The following is a 15662-nucleotide window of genomic DNA, read 5'->3' as shown; positions in this document are numbered from 1 at the left end:
TGGAGCCGCCATCGGGTCAGTAGTAACCCGTGGCGGCCAGAGAGGTCTTGATTAGAAGCGGAAGTGCGAGAACGCCTTGTTGGCGTCTGCCATGCGGTGGACTTCGTCGCGCTTCTTCATCGCGCCACCACGGCCTTCGGAGGCCTCCAGCAGTTCGTTGGCCAGACGTTGGGCCATCGACTTCTCACCACGCTTGCGCGCGGATTCCTTCAACCAGCGCATGGCGAGGGCCAGACGGCGGACGGGGCGAACTTCCACGGGAACTTGGTAGTTCGCACCGCCAACGCGACGGGACTTCACTTCGACCATGGGCTTCACGTTGTTGATCGCGATCATGAAGATCTCAAGCGGGTCCTTGCCGGACTTCTGCTCGACTTGCTCCAGCGCGCCATAAATGATGCGCTCGGCAACGGCCTTCTTGCCCGATTCCATGATGACGTTCATGAACTTGGACAGATCAACGCTTCCGAACTTCGGGTCCGGCAGGATCTCGCGCTTGGGTACTTCGCGACGACGTGGCATGGGATTCTTCCTTCAATGCTTCAGTTGGTCAGGGCTCTCGCCCCGCCGCGGATCTCCACCGACATCTGGGGGGATCCACTTACTCGGCTGCCGGTGCACAGGCACTCGGGCCGCAAATATTCGATGACCTCTCGGCCACCAAGACCTTGGCTGTAGAGCCTTACTTCTTCGGGCGCTTCGCGCCGTACTTGGAACGCGATTGCTTGCGATCCTTGACGCCTTGCAGGTCGAGCGAACCGCGCACGATGTGGTAACGCACACCCGGCAAGTCCTTGACCCGGCCGCCGCGCACGAGCACGACGCTGTGCTCTTGCAGGTTGTGGCCTTCACCGCCGATGTACGAGATGACCTCGAAACCGTTGGTCAGGCGAACCTTGGCAACCTTACGAAGCGCCGAGTTCGGCTTCTTCGGGGTGGTGGTGTACACGCGGGTGCAGACGCCACGACGTTGCGGGCACGACTGCATCGCCGGCGACTTGGATTTCGTCACCTCGGTCTCACGACCGTGGCGAACGAGCTGATTGATGGTTGGCATAAGTAACTTGTTCCCGTTTGAAGTCACAACCCCAGCCGGTCTCGGCCTTCAGGAAGCCCACGAATTCGCGGCATCCCACAAGCGACAAAAGCGCAGCGCCTTGCGGCACCACGCTCGAATCAACCCGGGGCCCGTTCGAAACCTGGACCCGAGACGCATCAAGACATGCTGGAGAGCCGGCGATTGTAGGCGAGTTCAGGCAGAACACACAAGGCGCTATGCTCCCGGACCCTATGAGCAACGCCGTCTCCACCGCTTTTCCGCTGCATCCGGGCAACGCCGACGACTCGGCGCCCTGGGTCATCCTCGATACGCAGGTCGTCATGGACTGGTTGGTCTTCAACGAGCCCAGTCTCGCACCATTGATAGCTGCGGTAGTAAGCCAGCGCTTGCATTGGACGGCCACGGCAGCCATGAAGGCGGAGCTTCTGCATGTGATCGGACGGGGTGTGGCCGCGCGCTACGCACCGAACCTGGCGCGGGTGCATGAAGCGTTCGACCAGCACTGCTGCTTTGTCGACGAGCCCATACTCGGCATTGCGCGCCCGCGCTGCAGCGATACCGATGACCAGAAGTTCATCGATCTCGGCCTTGCATTGGCGACGACCCATTCGACAAGCTTGATCTCCCGAGACAGGGCCGTGCTCAAGGTGGCCAAACGTGCCGCGAAGCTCGGGCTTCCCATCCTTTCGCCCACCGCCTGGCTGAAGCTGAACGCGGCGAGCTCCACGCCCTGATTTCGTCGCGCCAATGAAAAAGGCTGCCGCCCTTGCGGGACGGCAGCCTTCGGATCGAGCCGCAAGCGGCTCGATGCAGTTGGTGCGTTTACTCGCCGGTGCTGGCGTCGCTGGCCGCGTCGAGCGCGGACAGCTGCACTGCCGCCATTTCCTCGGCTTCCTGGATGGCGATGGAACGGCGCTCGGCGTCGTCCATTTCTTCCTTGGCGCGACGCGCCTGGTGGAAGGCCATGCCGGTACCGGCAGGAATCAGGCGACCCACGATGACGTTCTCCTTCAGACCACGGAGTTCGTCGCGCTTGCCCATGATCGCGGCTTCGGTCAGCACACGGGTCGTTTCCTGGAACGACGCCGCGGAGATGAACGAGTCCGTGGACAGCGAGGCCTTCGTGATACCGAGCAGCACGTCGGCGTGCGTCACGGTCAGCTTGCCCTCGCTGCGCAGGCGGTCGTTGGTGTCCAGCAGCTCCGAACGCTCGACCTGCTCGCCGGCGATGTAGGCCGAGTCGCCCGGGTTGACGATCTGCACGCGACGCAGCATCTGGCGAACGATCACCTCGATGTGCTTGTCGTTGATCTTCACGCCCTGCAGACGGTACACGTCCTGCACTTCGTCGACGATGTAGCGCGCCAGTTCCTCGATGCCCAGCAGACGCAGGATGTCCTGCGGATCGGCCGGGCCGTCGACCACCAGTTCGCCGCGGTTCACCACCTGGCCTTCGTGCACCAGGATGTTCTTTTCCTTGGGCACCAGCAGCTCGTGCTTGCGACCTTCCGGATCGGTGATCTCGAGGCGGACCTTGCCCTTGGTCTCCTTGCCGAACGAGACCGTGCCGGTCTGCTCCGCCAGGAAGCCGGCGTCCTTCGGCGAGCGGGCTTCGAAGAGCTCGGCGACACGCGGCAGACCGCCGGTAATGTCGCGGGTCTTCTGACCTTCCACCGGGATGCGGGCCAGGACTTCGCCAGGAGCAAGTTCCTGACCGTCGCGGATCTGGACCAGCGAGCCGACCTGGAAGCCGATCGTCACCGAGTGATCGGTGCCGGGGATCTTCACTTCCTGGCCATTGGCGTCGAGCAGCTTGACCTGCGGGCGGATGACCTTGGCAGCGCCGCGGCGCTTCGGGTCGATCACGACCAGCGTGGACAGGCCCGTCACTTCGTCGACCTGCTTGGCCACGGTGACGCCTTCCTCGACGTTCTCGAACTTCGCCTGACCGGCGAATTCCGTGATGATCGGGCGGGTCAGCGGGTCCCAGGTCGCCAGGATGGTGCCGGCCTTGATGGTCTGGTCAGCCTTGATGTTCAGCAGGGCGCCGTAAGGCACCTTGTGACGCTCGCGCTCACGGCCGTGCGGATCGGAGATGACGATTTCGCCGGAACGCGAGATCACCACCAGTTCGCCCTTGCCGTTCGTGACGTAGCGCATCGTGGCGTTGAAGCCGATGATGCCGTCCGACTTCGCTTCCACGCTCGAGGCCACCGCCGCGCGCGACGCCGCACCGCCGATGTGGAACGTCCGCATCGTCAGCTGGGTGCCGGGTTCACCGATCGACTGGGCGGCGATGACGCCGACCGCTTCGCCGGTGTTCACCATGCCGCCACGGCCCAGGTCACGGCCATAGCACTTCGCGCACAGACCGAAACGGGTGCCGCAGGTCAGCGGGGTGCGGACCTTGACCTCGTCCACGCCGGCAGCTTCCAGCATGTCCAGGATGTCCTCATCCAGCATGTTGCCAGCGGTGAGCAGGACACCTTGCGTTTCCGGATGCACGACGTCGATCGCGGCCACGCGACCCAGGATCCGGTCACGCAGGGACTCGATCACCTCACCGCCTTCCACCAGGGCGCGCATGTTGATGCCGTTGTCCGTGCCGCAATCGGATTCGGTCACGACCAGATCCTGCGTCACGTCGACCAGGCGGCGGGTCAGGTAACCCGAGTTCGCGGTCTTCAGCGCCGTGTCCGCCAGGCCCTTACGAGCACCGTGGGTGGAGATGAAGTACTGCAGAACGTTCAGGCCTTCGCGGAAGTTCGCCGTGATCGGCGTCTCGATGATCGAGCCGTCCGGCTTCGCCATCAGGCCGCGCATGCCGGCCAGCTGACGGATCTGCGCCGCGGAACCCCGCGCGCCCGAGTCGGCCATCATGTAGATCGAGTTGAACGACTCCTGCTCGACTTCCTTGCCGTGGCGGTCCAGGATCTTCTCCTTGGACAGCTGCGACATCATGACCTTGCCGACTTCGTCACCGGTCTTGCCCCAGATGTCGACGACCTTGTTGTAGCGCTCGCCGGCGGTCACGAGACCCGAGACGTACTGCTGCTCGATCTCCTTGACTTCCTTCTCGGCCCGGTCGATCAGCTCGACCTTCTGCTTGGGCACGAGCATGTCGTCGATGGCGATCGAGATGCCCGCGCGCGTGGCCAGCTTGAAACCGGCCTGCAGCAGCTTGTCTGCCAGCACCACGGTTTCCTTCAGGCCGCACTTGCGGAAGGACGTGTTGATCAGCTTGGAGATTTCCTTCTTCTTCAACGCCTTGTTGATGTTGGAGAAGGGAAGTCCCTTGGGCAGGATCTCGGACAGCAGCGCACGGCCGACGGTCGTGTCCGTCAGCTTGGTCTGGGCGACCCATTCCTCGCCGTCCTTGACGTACTCGGTCAGGCGCACGCTGATCTTGGCGGTGATCTCCACCGCGCCGTTCTCCAGCGCGCGGATCATCTCGGGGATGTCCGAGAAGACCATGCCCTCGCCCTTGCCGTTGGTGCGCTCGCGGGTCGCGTAGTACAGACCCAGCACCACGTCTTGCGACGGCACGATCGACGGCTCGCCCGAGGCCGGGAACAGCACGTTGTTCGAAGCCAGCATCAGCACGCGGGCTTCCATCTGCGCTTCGATCGACAGCGGCACGTGGACGGCCATCTGGTCACCGTCGAAGTCGGCGTTGAACGCCGCGCAGACCAGCGGATGCAGCTGGATCGCCTTGCCTTCGATCAGCACCGGCTCGAACGCCTGGATGCCCAGGCGGTGCAGCGTCGGCGCGCGGTTCAGCAGGACCGGGTGCTCCTTGATGACCTCTTCCAGGATGTCCCAGACGACGGGGGTGCCGCTCTCGACTTCCTTCTTCGCGGCCTTGATCGTGGTCGCGATGCCCATCGCTTCCAGGCGCGAGAAGATGAAGGGCTTGAACAGCTCCAGCGCCATCAGCTTCGGCAGGCCGCACTGGTGCAGCTTGAGCGTCGGGCCCACGGTGATGACCGAACGGCCCGAGTAGTCGACGCGCTTGCCCAGCAGGTTCTGACGGAAGCGACCGCTCTTGCCCTTGATCATGTCCGCCAGGGACTTGAGCGCGCGCTTGTTCGCGCCGGTCATCGCCTTGCCGCGGCGGCCGTTGTCCAGCAGCGAGTCGACGGCTTCCTGCAGCATGCGCTTTTCGTTGCGCACGATGATCTCAGGGGCCTTCAGCTCGAGCAGACGTGCCAGGCGGTTGTTGCGGTTGATGACGCGGCGGTACAGGTCGTTCAGGTCCGACGTCGCGAAGCGGCCGCCATCCAGCGGCACCAGCGGACGCAGGTCCGGCGGCAGCACCGGCAGCACTTCCAGCACCATCCAGTTCGGCTTGATGCCCGAGCGCTTGAAGGCCTCCATCACCTTGAGGCGCTTGGAGTTCTTCTTGATCTTCAGCTCGGAGCCGGTCATGTCGTTGCGCAGGCGGTCGATCTCGACGTCGAGATCCATTTCCGCCAGCAGCTTCTGGATGCCTTCGGCGCCCATCAGCGCGATGAACTCGTCACCGAACTCGATGCGCTTCGCGTCGTAGTCGTCCTCGGACATGATGCTGAACTTCTTCAGCGGGGTCATGCCCGGATCCACCACGACGTACGCTTCGAAGTACAGCACGCGCTCGATGTCGCGCAGCGTCATGTCGAGCACCAGGCCCAGACGCGACGGCAGCGACTTCAGGAACCAGATGTGCGCGCACGGAGCGGCCAGCTCGATGTGGCCCATGCGCTCACGGCGCACCTTGGTCTGGGTGACTTCGACGCCGCACTTCTCGCAGATCACGCCACGGTGCTTCAGGCGCTTGTACTTGCCGCACAGGCACTCGTAGTCCTTGATCGGGCCGAAGATCTTGGCGCAGAACAGGCCATCACGTTCCGGCTTGAACGTCCGGTAGTTGATGGTCTCGGGCTTCTTCACTTCACCGAACGACCACGAGCGGATCTTCTCGGGCGAGGCCAGCCCGATCTTGATCGCGTCGAAATGTTCGTCCGGCGTGAATTGCTTGAACAGGTCCAACAAACCCTTCATACGATTCTCCTGTTCTCTTTAGTTGCGCTCGAGCTCGATGTCGATGCCCAGCGAACGAATTTCCTTCACCAGCACATTGAACGACTCGGGCATGCCGGCTTCGATCGAGTGCTCGCCCTTGACGATGGACTCGTACACCTTCGTACGGCCGTTCACGTCGTCGGACTTCACCGTCAGCATTTCCTGCAGGATGTACGAAGCGCCGTAGGCTTCCAGCGCCCACACTTCCATCTCGCCGAAACGCTGTCCGCCGAACTGCGCCTTGCCGCCCAGCGGCTGCTGCGTGACCAGCGAGTACGGACCGGTGGAACGGGCATGCATCTTGTCGTCGACCAGGTGATGCAGCTTCAGCACGTGCATGTAGCCGATCGTCGTGGGACGCTCGAACTGCTCGCCGGTGCGGCCGTCATACAGGAAGGCCTGCGTGCGCGTGGGCGTGAGGCCCTTCTTCGCCGCGATGTCGTCCGGATAGGCCAGCTTCAGCATCGCGCGGATTTCGCTCTCCTTCGCGCCGTCGAAGACGGGGGTCGCGAAGGTGGCGCCGTGCTGCAGGTTCTGGGCCATGCCGAGGATCTCGTCATCGCTCAGCTGCGCGAGCTCTTCGGACTTGCCGCCGTTCTGGTTGAACAGCTGGTCCATGAAGTCGCGCAGCTCGGCCACACGGGCCTCGCGCTGCAGCATGTCGCCGATGCGCTGGCCAATGCCCTTGCCTGCCCAGCCCAGATGGACTTCCAGCACCTGGCCCACGTTCATCCGCGACGGGACGCCCAGCGGGTTCAGCACGATGTCGGCAGGCGTGCCGTCGGCCATGTAGGGCATGTCTTCGATCGGCGTGATCTTGGACACGACACCCTTGTTGCCGTGACGGCCGGCCATCTTGTCGCCAGGCTGCAGGCGGCGCTTGACGGCGAGGTAGACCTTGACCATCTTCAGCACGCCGGCCGGCAGCTCGTCGCCTTGCGTCAGCTTCTTGCGCTTCTCGTCATAGGCGAGATCGAAGCTGTGACGGGTCTGCTCCAGCGAGTTCTTGATCGATTCCAGCTGGTTGGCGATGTCGTCCTCGGCGGGACGGACGTCGAACCAGTGGAACTTCTCGACCTCGGCCAAGTAGTCCTTCGAGATGACGGTGCCCTTGGTGATCTTCTTCGGACCGCCGTTGGCGACCTTGTTCACCAGGAGCTTCTCGACGCGGTCGAACGCGTCGGCCTCCACGATGCGCAGTTGGTCGTTCAGGTCCAGGCGGAAGCGCTTCAGCTCGTCGTCGATGATCTGCTGGGCGCGCTTGTCGCGCTGGATGCCTTCGCGGGTGAACACCTGCACGTCGATGACCGTGCCGTTGGTGCCCTGGTCCACGCGCAGCGACGTGTCCTTCACGTCCGAAGCCTTCTCGCCGAAGATCGCGCGCAGCAGCTTCTCTTCCGGCGTCAGCGTGGTCTCGCCCTTCGGCGTGACCTTGCCGACCAGCACGTCGCCCGGGTTCACCTCGGCACCGATGTACACGATGCCGGACTCGTCCAGACGAGCCAGTTGCTGCTCGCTCAGGTTCGGGATGTCGCGGGTGATTTCCTCGCTGCCCAGCTTCGTGTCACGCGCCATGACCACCAGTTCCTCGATGTGGATCGAGGTGTAGCGGTCTTCGGCCACCACGCGTTCGGAGATCAGGATCGAGTCTTCGAAGTTGTAGCCGTTCCACGGCATGAACGCGACCAGCATGTTCTGGCCCAGCGCCAGTTCACCCAGGTCGGTCGAGGCGCCGTCGGCGATGATGTCTTCGGCAGCGACCTTGTCACCGCGCTTGACGATCGGACGCTGATGGATGTTGGTGTTCTGGTTGCTACGCTGATACTTGATCAGGTTGTAGATGTCGACACCGACTTCACCGGCCACGGTCTCGTCGTCGTTCACGCGGATCACGATGCGGTTCGTGTCCACGTAGTCGACCACGCCGCCGCGGCGAGCCGCGACCACCGTGCCCGAGTCCTTCGCGGCCACGCGCTCGACGCCCGTGCCGACGAACGCCTTTTCAGGGCGCAGGGTCGGAACGGCCTGACGCTGCATGTTCGCGCCCATCAGCGCGCGGTTCGCATCGTCGTGCTCCAGGAACGGCACCAGCGACGCCGCCACCGACACGATCTGGGTCGGCGCCACGTCCATGTACTGGATGCGTTCCGGCGAGGTCAGCACCGATTCACCGTTCTCACGCGCGGAAACCAGTTCGTCGACCAGTTGACCTTGATCGTTCAGCGACGCGTTCGCCTGGGCGATCACGTACTTGCCTTCCTCGATCGCGGACAGGTAGTCGATCTGGTTGGTGACCTTCGAGTCCACCACGCGGCGGTACGGGGTCTCCAGGAAGCCGTACTCGTTCAGGCGCGCATACAGCGCCAGCGAGTTGATCAGACCGATGTTCGGGCCTTCCGGCGTTTCGATCGGGCAGACGCGGCCATAGTGGGTCGGGTGCACGTCGCGGACTTCGAAGCCGGCGCGCTCGCGGGTCAGACCACCCGGGCCCAGGGCCGAGACGCGACGCTTGTGCGTGATCTCGGACAGCGGGTTGGTCTGGTCCATGAACTGCGACAGCTGCGACGCACCGAAGAACTCCTTCAGCGCCGCGGAGATCGGCTTGGAGTTGATCAGGTCGTGCGGCATCAGGGCTTCGGTCTCGGCCTGGCCCAGACGTTCCTTGACGGCCTTCTCGATACGGGCCAGACCCGAGCGGTACTGGTTCTCGGCCAGTTCGCCGACGCAACGGACGCGACGGTTGCCCAGGTGGTCGATGTCATCGACCTCGCCGCGGCCATTGCGCAGCTCGACCAGGATCTTGACGACGTCGAGGATGTCCTCGTTCGACAGCGTCATCGCACCGGTCGGGATGTCGCGGCCCACGCGGGCGTTGAACTTCATGCGGCCGACGCGCGACAGGTCGTACGTGTCTTCGCTGTAGAACAGGCGGTTGAACAGCGCTTCGACCGCGTCTTCCGTCGGCGGCTCGCCGGGGCGCATCATGCGATAGATCGCGACGCGGGCCGCCAGCTGATCGGCGGTCTCGTCAGAGGCCAGCGTCTGGCTGATGTACGCGCCTTCGTCCAGCTCGTTGGTGAACAACGCCTGGATGTCCTTGATGCCGGCGCCGCGCAGCTTCTTCAGCAGCGAGTCGGTCAGCTCATCGTTGGCCTTCGCGATGATCTCGCCGGTGTCCGGGTCGACCATGTTCTTGGCCAGCACACGGCCGAGCAGGAAGTCTTCCGGCACGGTCACGTGCTGCGTGCCGGACTGCTCCAGCTGACGCACGTGACGGGCGGTGATGCGCTTGTCCTTCTCGACCAGCACGTTGCCGCTCTTGTCGGTGATGTCGAAGCGCGCGACTTCTCCCTTCAGGCGTTCGGCCACGAACTCCATCTGGGCGCCCGAGTCCATCAGGCGGAAATTGTCGAAGACGAAGAAGTGCGCCAGGATCTGCTCGGGATTCAGGCCGATGGCCTTGAGCAGGATCGTGACCGGCATCTTGCGGCGGCGGTCGACGCGGAAGTACAGGATGTCCTTCGGGTCGAACTCGAAGTCGAGCCACGAGCCGCGATACGGAATGATGCGGGCCGAGAACAGCAGCTTGCCGGACGAGTGGGTCTTGCCCTTGTCATGCTCGAAGAACACGCCGGGCGAACGGTGCAGCTGCGAGACGATGACGCGCTCGGTGCCGTTGATGATGAACGAGCCGTAGTCGGTCATGAGCGGCACTTCGCCCATGTAGACCTCTTGCTCCTTGATCTCCTTGACCGTCTTCGGCTGCGGGCTTTCCCGGTCGTAGATGATCATCTGCAGCTTCGCACGCACGGCGGCGGCGAAGGTCAGACCACGCTGCTGGCATTCGCGGACGTCGAACGGCGGCTTGGCGATGTTGAATTCGAGGAACTTCATTTCCACGAACCCGTTGTGCGACGTGATCGGGAACGTGGAGAGGAACGCCGCTTGCAGGCCTTCCGGTTTGCGCTTCAGGGGAGCGACATCCTTTTGCAGGAAGTCGACATACGACTCCTTCTGCATCGTCAGCAGGTACGGAACGTTGAGCACGCTCACGCGCTTGCCGAAGCTCTTGCGGATGCGCTTGCGCTCGGTGTAGCTGTAGGGGGTTGCTTGCGCCATAAAGACTCCGTGTCGAGCGCGCCCCTGGCCTGGAGGCGTGCTGCGTCGGCGACTGGCTGTTCGGGCGTTGCACCACGAAGCTTGGTGGTTGGCCACTACCAACCGCTGGCGGACAACCCCGATCACCGGGCGGCACGGAGGGCGTTGCACCCCACGCGTGACGCACGGCTTGACCGCGGCCCGACCAAACCGTTCTCTGCAGTCGGATCAGAGAACACTCGAAAGAACCGTGCATGATACAGCACGATGCTTTCGATTGCTCTTTGTCAACCGAAACCATCCCAGGACAAACCCTGAAACGAGGAAAGGGGAGGCCCCATGGGACCACCCCTCTCGCGGTGCGGAACCCGGTGAACGCGCCACCGGATCCCCACAAGGTCTTACTTGAGTTCGACCTTGGCGCCGGCTTCTTCCAGCTTCTTCTTGGCGGCTTCGGCGTCGGCCTTGGCGATGCCTTCCTTGACGGGCTTCGGAGCGCCGTCGACCAGGTCCTTGGCTTCCTTCAGGCCCAGGCCGGTGATTTCGCGAACGGCCTTGATGACCGAGACCTTCTGAGCGCCGGCGTCGGTCAGGACGACGGTGAACTCGGTCTTTTCTTCAGCGGCGGCAGCGCCACCGGCGGCAGCGCCACCAGCAGCCGGAGCGGCCATCGAAGCGGCGGACACGCCGAACTTCTCTTCAATCGCCTTGACCAGGTCGTTCAGTTCCAGAACGGTCATGCTGTCCAGGGCAGCCAGGAAAGCGTCTTTGTCGAATGCCATGATAGGTTCCTAAATACAGAGAGATTTGAATGCGCGAATGCAGCGTCGATCAGGCCGCGGCGGGAGCTTCTTCGGCAACGGCTTCGGCGCCGCCACCCTTCTGCTGAGCCAGGGCAGCCAGCACGGCCGCGGTGCGTTGCACCGGCGACTTGAGCAGGCCGGCGATCTGCGACAGCAGGACTTCCTTGCTCGGGACAGACGCGAGCGCTTTCACGCCGTTGACGTCCAGAGCCTTGCCGCCGTAGGCACCACCCTTGATGACGAGCTTGTCGTTGGTCTTGGCAAAGTCAGCGATGACTTTGGCAGCCGCGACAGCGTCTTCCGAAAAGCCGTAGATCAGCGGGCCGACCATGGCATCCGTTGCAGCCTCGAACGAGGTGCCGGCGACAGCACGACGCGCCAGGGTGTTCTTCAGGACATGAAGGTACACGCCTTGGGCACGCGCGGTGACGCGCAGCTTGTTCAGGGCTTCAACGGTGAGGCCACGATACTCAGCCAACGCCAGCGTCTGGGACTTGGCGGCTTGCGCTGCCACGTCGGACACGACGGCTGCTTTCTCGTTGCGATTGAGACTCAAGGTCTACTCCTCACATTTCGCCCTCGATGCGATGTTTCACCATCGCGTCTCGGGCACCGGAATCAGCGACCTCCTGTCAGGAACCCATCGCGACGAACGCGATTCGAATCCTTTCAGCGGGACCGCCATCTGCGCTGGCTGGGGGCCGGAGCCTCCGATTAAGCGATCTCCCCGGAATTGCGGGATCTCTCGCCAGCGGTCTTGGATGACCTGGCCGGATTGCTCCGGCCAGCCCACCAATTCATCAGCGTCACGCCAGACTCGCGCGACGCCTCGATTGAATGCAGCTTAGGCAGCGGCCGCGGCGTTGATCGTGCCGACGTCCACGCGGGCGCCAACGCCCATCGTCGACGAGACAGCGACCTTGCGCAGGTAGATGCCCTTGCTCGAGGCCGGCTTGGCCTTGTTCAGGGCTTCGACCAGCGCGCGCAGGTTGCCTTCCAGCTTGTCGGTGTCGAACGAGCGACGGCCGATCGTGCCGTGGATGATGCCGGCCTTGTCGACGCGGAACTGGACTTGACCAGCCTTGGCGTTCTTGACGGCGGTGGCGACGTCCGGGGTCACGGTGCCGACCTTCGGGTTCGGCATCAGGCCGCGCGGGCCCAGGATCTGACCCAGGGTACCGACGATACGCATCGTGTCCGGCGAGGCGATCACGACGTCGAAGGGCATGTCGCCCGCCTTGACGCGCTCGGCCAGGTCTTCCATGCCGACGACGTCGGCGCCGGCGGCCTTGGCTTCTTCAGCCTTGGCGCCTTGGGCGAACACGGCGACGCGCTTGGTCTTGCCGATGCCGTTGGGCATCACGACGGCGCCACGGACCACCTGGTCCGACTTCTTCGCATCGACACCCAGCTGGATCGACACGTCGATGGCTTCATCGAACTTGGCGGTGGCGCATTCCTTGACCAGGTTGATCGCGTCGGACAACGCGTACAGCTTGGTCGATTCCACCTTGCCCTGCAGGGCTTGTTGACGCTTGGTCAGCTTGGCCATGTCAGACACCCTCCACGATGATGCCCATCGAACGGGCGGAGCCGGCGATGGTACGGACTGCGGCATCCATGTCGGCGGCCGTCAGGTCCTTCTGCTTGGTCTTGGCGATCTCTTCCAGCTGGGCGCGGGTCAGCTTGCCGACCTTGTCCAGATGGGGGCGCTGCGAGCCCTTCTCGATCTTGGCAGCCTTCTTGATCAGCACGGTCGCCGGGGGCGACTTGATGATGAACGTGAAGCTCTTGTCCGCGAAGGCGGTGATCACGACGGGCAGCTTGAGGCCCGGCTCATAGCTCTGCGTCTGGGCGTTGAACGCCTTGCAGAATTCCATGATGTTCAGACCACGCTGACCCAGCGCGGGACCGACCGGAGGCGACGGGTTCGCCTTGCCAGCCGGGATTTGCAGCTTGATGTAGCCGACAATCTTCTTGGCCATGTTTTCTCCTGATGGCAACGCGACGGCCTCGCCGCATCGCCTGAGTGCTAACGCAAGGGGCTGGTCAGAGACTTACCCTTGCTCCTCTTGTCCGCCTCTCGTTGCGGACTGGTCACGGAAGGTCGTGCCGGCCTGCGCCGTCGAGCACCTTCAAGCTCATGTTCCTGAAACGACCGATGGCGGCCAGTGCCGCCATGCCGTCTCTCGCGCGATCAGACCTTCTCGACCTGGGCGAAATCCAGTTCGACGGGCGTCGCACGGCCGAAGATCGTGACCGAGACGCGCAGCTTCGACTTGTCGTAGTTGACTTCCTCGATGCTGCCGTTGAAGTCGGTGAACGGACCTTCCTTGACGCGGACGATCTCGCCGACGATCCATTCCACCTTCGGACGCGGCTTGTCCACGCCCTCTTGCATCTGGTTGACGATCTTCATGACCTCGGCTTCCGAGATCGGCGCCGGGCGGTTCTTCGCGCCACCGACGAAGCCGGTGACCTTCGACGTGTGCTTGACCAGATGCCAGCTGTCGTCGTCCATGAACATCTCGACCAGCACGTAGCCCGGGAAGAAGCGGCGCTCGGTCACGGCCTTCTTGCCGTTCTTCAGCTCGACGACTTCTTCGGTCGGCACCAGGATGCGGCCGAACTTGTCCTGCATGCCGGCACGGTCGATGCGCTCACGCAGGTTGCGCTCGACCGCCTTTTCCATGCCGGAATAGGCGTGAACGACATACCAGCGCTTGGCCGGGCCAGCGGGCGCGGTCGACTCGGTCGCAACGACGTTTTGATCTTCGCTCATCTTGGTCCCTATCCGTTCCCGCTCAGCGCTTCCAACCCAGGATCAGGTCGTAGAACACCCATTCCAGCGTCTTGTCGGTGAGCCACAGGAACAGCGCCATCACCACGACGAACGCGAACACGTACAGCGTCATCTGGCGGGCCTCCTTGTGGGTCGGCCAGACCACCTTGCCCACTTCCTTGATCGAATCCTGACCGTAGGCGATCAGCGACTTGCCGGATTCCGACGTGAAGAACGCAGCCACGGCCGCGGCCAGCAGCGCCAGCAGGGCGCCCCATTGCACCCACGGACCCTGCTTGCTCAGCACATAGAACGCCACGATCGCCGCGATCAGCAGCACCACGGCGCCGGCCAGCTTGACCTTGTCGGCGCCCGTCGTGACGGTTTCGACTTGAGGATTGGACATTGAACTCACTTCCGTGCCGCGACACGATGTCGCGGCCTTTGTCCGCCCAAACATTTGGACGAACCCACCAGCAGCAAAGCCCGCCGAGATAACTCCCGCGGGCTTGCCTTGACCACTAGGACCAACGTTCGCTTATCGCTGATCGTTGGCAGGGGCAGAGGGTCTCGAACCCCCAACCTTCGGTTTTGGAGACCGACGCTCTGCCAATTGAGCTATGCCCCTGTGGCCTCAAACTTGAATTACTCGATGATCGTCGCCACGACGCCCGAGCCGACGGTACGACCGCCTTCACGGATGGCGAAGCGCAGACCCTGCTCCATGGCGATCGGAGCGATCAGCTTCACGGTGATGCTGACGTTGTCGCCAGGCATGACCATTTCCTTGTCCTTCGGCAGCTCCACGGCGCCAGTCACGTCCGTCGTGCGGAAGTAGAACTGGGGACGGTAGTTGTTGAAGAACGGGGTGTGACGGCCGCCCTCTTCCTTGCTCAGAACGTAGATCTCAGCGGTGAAGTGGGTGTGCGGCTTGATCGAGCCGGGCTTGGCCAGCACCTGGCCGCGCTCGACGTCTTCACGCTTGGTGCCGCGCAGCAGGATACCGACGTTGTCGCCAGCTTGACCCTGGTCCAGCAGCTTGCGGAACATTTCCACGCCGGTCACGGTCGTCTTCTGGACTTCGCGGATACCGACGATCTCGATTTCCTCGCCGACCTTGATGATGCCGCGCTCGACACGACCCGTCACCACGGTGCCGCGGCCCGAGATCGAGAACACGTCTTCCACCGGCAGCAGGAACGCGCCGTCAACGGCACGGTCCGGCTGGGGGATGTACGTGTCCAGCGCGTCAGCCAGGCGCATGATGGCCTGCTCGCCCAGATCGCCCGTGTCGCCTTCCAGCGCCAGCTTGGCCGAACCCTTGATGATCGGCGTGTCGTCGCCCGGGAAGTCGTACTTGCTCAGCAGCTCGCGGACTTCCATCTCCACCAGCTCCAGCAGCTCGGCGTCGTCCACCATGTCGCACTTGTTCAGGAAGACGATGATGAACTTCACACCGACCTGACGCGCCAGCAGGATGTGCTCGCGGGTCTGGGGCATCGGGCCGTCAGCGGCCGAGCACACCAGGATCGCGCCGTCCATCTGCGCCGCGCCCGTGATCATGTTCTTCACATAGTCAGCGTGGCCCGGGCAGTCAACGTGCGCGTAGTGGCGGTTGGCCGTCTCGTACTCGACGTGCGCGGTGTTGATCGTGATGCCACGCGCCTTCTCTTCCGGCGCCGCGTCGATCTGGTCGTACGCCTTGGCTTCGCCGCCGAACTTCTTCGACAGCACGGTCGCGATCGCGGCCGTCAGCGTCGTCTTGCCATGGTCAACGTGACCAATCGTGCCCACGTTCACGTGCGGCTTGGTACGTTCAAACTTGCCTTTTGCCATCATGCGCTCCTGGCGATCAGAT

At 63.4% G+C, this 15662-nt stretch carries 12 protein-coding genes and 1 tRNA gene; 1 reads left to right on the top strand and 12 read right to left on the bottom strand.

Translation table 11 applies throughout. The annotated features are described in order from the left end of the window. Positions 1-51: 51 nt before the first annotated feature. Together rpsG and rpsL are read right to left on the bottom strand one after the other, a co-directional pair. Complete coding sequence (gene rpsG / locus ACQ4L4_RS24325; RefSeq protein ID WP_067070490.1) at positions 52-522, bottom strand: 30S ribosomal protein S7; 471 nt, start codon at positions 520-522, stop codon at positions 52-54. Between the two features lie 160 nt (positions 523-682). Next, on the bottom strand, positions 683-1057 hold the full coding sequence (gene rpsL, locus ACQ4L4_RS24320; RefSeq protein WP_067278874.1) for a 30S ribosomal protein S12: 375 nt from the start codon (positions 1055-1057) through the stop codon (positions 683-685). A gap of 233 nt (positions 1058-1290) precedes the next feature. Between rpsL and ACQ4L4_RS24315 the strand changes: the two genes are divergently transcribed. Continuing rightward, positions 1291-1794, top strand: a complete 504-nt coding sequence (locus ACQ4L4_RS24315; protein WP_431101404.1) for a PIN domain-containing protein — start codon at positions 1291-1293, stop codon at positions 1792-1794. An 88-nt stretch (positions 1795-1882) separates the two neighbouring features. Here the strand turns inward: ACQ4L4_RS24315 and rpoC are convergent, their stop codons facing one another. From rpoC to tuf, 10 genes are all read right to left on the bottom strand, one after another. Next, positions 1883-6100, bottom strand: coding sequence for a DNA-directed RNA polymerase subunit beta' (gene rpoC / locus ACQ4L4_RS24310; RefSeq protein WP_431101403.1), 4218 nt, complete (start codon positions 6098-6100; stop codon positions 1883-1885). Between the two features lie 18 nt (positions 6101-6118). Beyond that, on the bottom strand, positions 6119-10240 hold the full coding sequence (rpoB, locus tag ACQ4L4_RS24305) for a DNA-directed RNA polymerase subunit beta (protein ID WP_431101402.1): 4122 nt from the start codon (positions 10238-10240) through the stop codon (positions 6119-6121). A gap of 380 nt (positions 10241-10620) precedes the next feature. Beyond that, complete coding sequence (rplL, locus tag ACQ4L4_RS24300; protein WP_067278882.1) at positions 10621-11001, bottom strand: 50S ribosomal protein L7/L12; 381 nt, start codon at positions 10999-11001, stop codon at positions 10621-10623. Positions 11002-11050: 49 nt separating this feature from the next. Next, positions 11051-11578, bottom strand: coding sequence for a 50S ribosomal protein L10 (gene rplJ, locus ACQ4L4_RS24295; RefSeq protein WP_377158119.1), 528 nt, complete (start codon positions 11576-11578; stop codon positions 11051-11053). Between the two features lie 288 nt (positions 11579-11866). After that, a complete protein-coding gene (rplA, locus tag ACQ4L4_RS24290) occupies positions 11867-12574 on the bottom strand; it encodes a 50S ribosomal protein L1 (RefSeq protein ID WP_377158121.1) in 708 nt (235 codons plus the stop codon). A gap of 1 nt (position 12575) precedes the next feature. Next, positions 12576-13007, bottom strand: coding sequence for a 50S ribosomal protein L11 (gene rplK, locus ACQ4L4_RS24285; protein WP_067278896.1), 432 nt, complete (start codon positions 13005-13007; stop codon positions 12576-12578). Positions 13008-13219: 212 nt separating this feature from the next. Then, the gene (gene nusG, locus ACQ4L4_RS24280; RefSeq protein WP_377158123.1) at positions 13220-13804 is read right to left on the bottom strand and encodes a transcription termination/antitermination protein NusG; all 585 of its coding nucleotides are present in this window, start codon (positions 13802-13804) and stop codon (positions 13220-13222) included. A gap of 22 nt (positions 13805-13826) precedes the next feature. Beyond that, positions 13827-14210, bottom strand: a complete 384-nt coding sequence (gene secE / locus ACQ4L4_RS24275) for a preprotein translocase subunit SecE (protein ID WP_431101401.1) — start codon at positions 14208-14210, stop codon at positions 13827-13829. Between the two features lie 146 nt (positions 14211-14356). Then, positions 14357-14432 (bottom strand) — tRNA-Trp (locus ACQ4L4_RS24270). A gap of 17 nt (positions 14433-14449) precedes the next feature. Next, positions 14450-15640, bottom strand: a complete 1191-nt coding sequence (gene tuf, locus ACQ4L4_RS24265; protein ID WP_377158110.1) for an elongation factor Tu — start codon at positions 15638-15640, stop codon at positions 14450-14452. Positions 15641-15662: the final 22 nt, after the last annotated feature.

Source organism: Roseateles noduli (assembly GCF_050626985.1).
Lineage (GTDB): Bacteria > Pseudomonadota > Gammaproteobacteria > Burkholderiales > Burkholderiaceae_C > Roseateles > Roseateles noduli_A.
This window is presented reverse-complemented; position numbering and strand designations above follow the sequence as displayed.

What these genes read in the sequence shown, in the direction of transcription:
- rpsG (WP_067070490.1), bottom strand. Translation starts at nt 522, where the DNA reads ATGCCACGTCGTCGCGAAGTACCCAAGCGCGAGATCCTGCCGGACCCG.
- rpsL (WP_067278874.1), bottom strand. Translation starts at nt 1,057, where the DNA reads ATGCCAACCATCAATCAGCTCGTTCGCCACGGTCGTGAGACCGAGGTG.
- ACQ4L4_RS24315 (WP_431101404.1), top strand. Translation starts at nt 1,291, where the DNA reads ATGAGCAACGCCGTCTCCACCGCTTTTCCGCTGCATCCGGGCAACGCC.
- rpoC (WP_431101403.1), bottom strand. Translation starts at nt 6,100, where the DNA reads ATGAAGGGTTTGTTGGACCTGTTCAAGCAATTCACGCCGGACGAACAT.
- rpoB (WP_431101402.1), bottom strand. Translation starts at nt 10,240, where the DNA reads ATGGCGCAAGCAACCCCCTACAGCTACACCGAGCGCAAGCGCATCCGC.
- rplL (WP_067278882.1), bottom strand. Translation starts at nt 11,001, where the DNA reads ATGGCATTCGACAAAGACGCTTTCCTGGCTGCCCTGGACAGCATGACC.
- rplA (WP_377158121.1), bottom strand. Translation starts at nt 12,574, where the DNA reads ATGGCCAAGCTGACCAAGCGTCAACAAGCCCTGCAGGGCAAGGTGGAA.
- rplK (WP_067278896.1), bottom strand. Translation starts at nt 13,007, where the DNA reads ATGGCCAAGAAGATTGTCGGCTACATCAAGCTGCAAATCCCGGCTGGC.
- nusG (WP_377158123.1), bottom strand. Translation starts at nt 13,804, where the DNA reads ATGAGCGAAGATCAAAACGTCGTTGCGACCGAGTCGACCGCGCCCGCT.
- secE (WP_431101401.1), bottom strand. Translation starts at nt 14,210, where the DNA reads ATGTCCAATCCTCAAGTCGAAACCGTCACGACGGGCGCCGACAAGGTC.
- tuf (WP_377158110.1), bottom strand. Translation starts at nt 15,640, where the DNA reads ATGGCAAAAGGCAAGTTTGAACGTACCAAGCCGCACGTGAACGTGGGC.